This is a genomic window from Streptomyces milbemycinicus, assembly GCF_002154605.1.
In the GTDB taxonomy this organism is placed as follows: domain Bacteria; phylum Actinomycetota; class Actinomycetes; order Streptomycetales; family Streptomycetaceae; genus Streptomyces; species Streptomyces milbemycinicus.
The window spans coordinates 1-917 of sequence record NZ_MUNE01001287.1; the positions used below are offsets into that span (position 1 = coordinate 1).

General features: G+C 75.0%; 2 protein-coding genes. Both read left to right on the top strand.

What is annotated here, in order from left to right; all coding sequences use genetic code 11:
• On the top strand, positions 1–722 hold a 722-nt coding region (locus CCN51_RS52660), incomplete at its 5' end, for an AAA family ATPase (RefSeq protein ID WP_086861349.1).
• A gap of 3 nt (positions 723–725) precedes the next feature.
• Positions 726–917 (top strand): hypothetical protein (locus tag CCN51_RS52665; protein ID WP_143676280.1); only part of this gene is annotated, 192 nt, incomplete at its 3' end.

The following is a 917-nucleotide window of genomic DNA, read 5'->3' on the forward strand; positions in this document are numbered from 1 at the left end:
TGGCGCGCGCCATCGCCCATGAGCTCGACTTGGGCGAGGTCCTGCACTGGCCGGTCAACAGCCGCTCCACCGTGCAGGACGCGCTCTACCGCTACGACGCGATCGGACGGCTGCGGGAGACCGCGCTCAGCCGCGACCGCGGCGAGGCCGAGCCGCCCCTGGGCAGCTTCGTACGGCTCGGGCCGCTCGGCACGGCTCTGGTGCCGGGCCCGATGCCCCGCGTGCTGCTGGTCGACGAGCTCGACAAGGGCGATGTGGACCTGCCGAACGACCTGCTGACGGTCTTCGAGGAGGGCGAGTTCGAGATCCCGGAGCTGGCCCGGCTGCCCGAGGAGCAGTCGGTGGTCGACGTGCTCACCGAGCGCGCGGACGAGCGGGCCACGGTACGGCGGGGGCGGCTGCGCTGCCAGGAGTTCCCCGTCGTCGTGATCACCAGCAACGGCGAGCGGGACTTCCCGCCCGCCTTCCTGCGCCGCTGCGTGCGCCTGGAGCTGCCCACCCCCGACGAGGCCCGGCTGCGGGAGATCGTCACCGCGCATCTGGGCGAGGACGCGCTGGACGACGTCGACCGCCTGCTGGAGGCGTTCCTCAGCCGCCGCTCCGCCCGCCAACTGGCCACTGACCAGCTGCTGAACGCGGTGTTCCTGCGCGCGAGCGGCGTGGACCTGTCGGCGGACGGGCTGCTGGACGCGGTGCTGCACCGGCTGGGCGGGGTGGTGTGACCCGTGGCGGGCTCCGCGGCGAGAGAAGGCCGGGGCGGAGGGCGGCCGGGGGCGCTCGGTCGGCTGGATGACGCGCTCGCGCTCCTCGCGGACAGCGGTGCGCAGCTGTCCCAGGAGCAGCTGCTCGACGCGCTCTGGCTGGCCACGCGGCTGCCCGCGGGGGCGGCTGGGTCGGCCGGTACGGCCGGGGCGGGG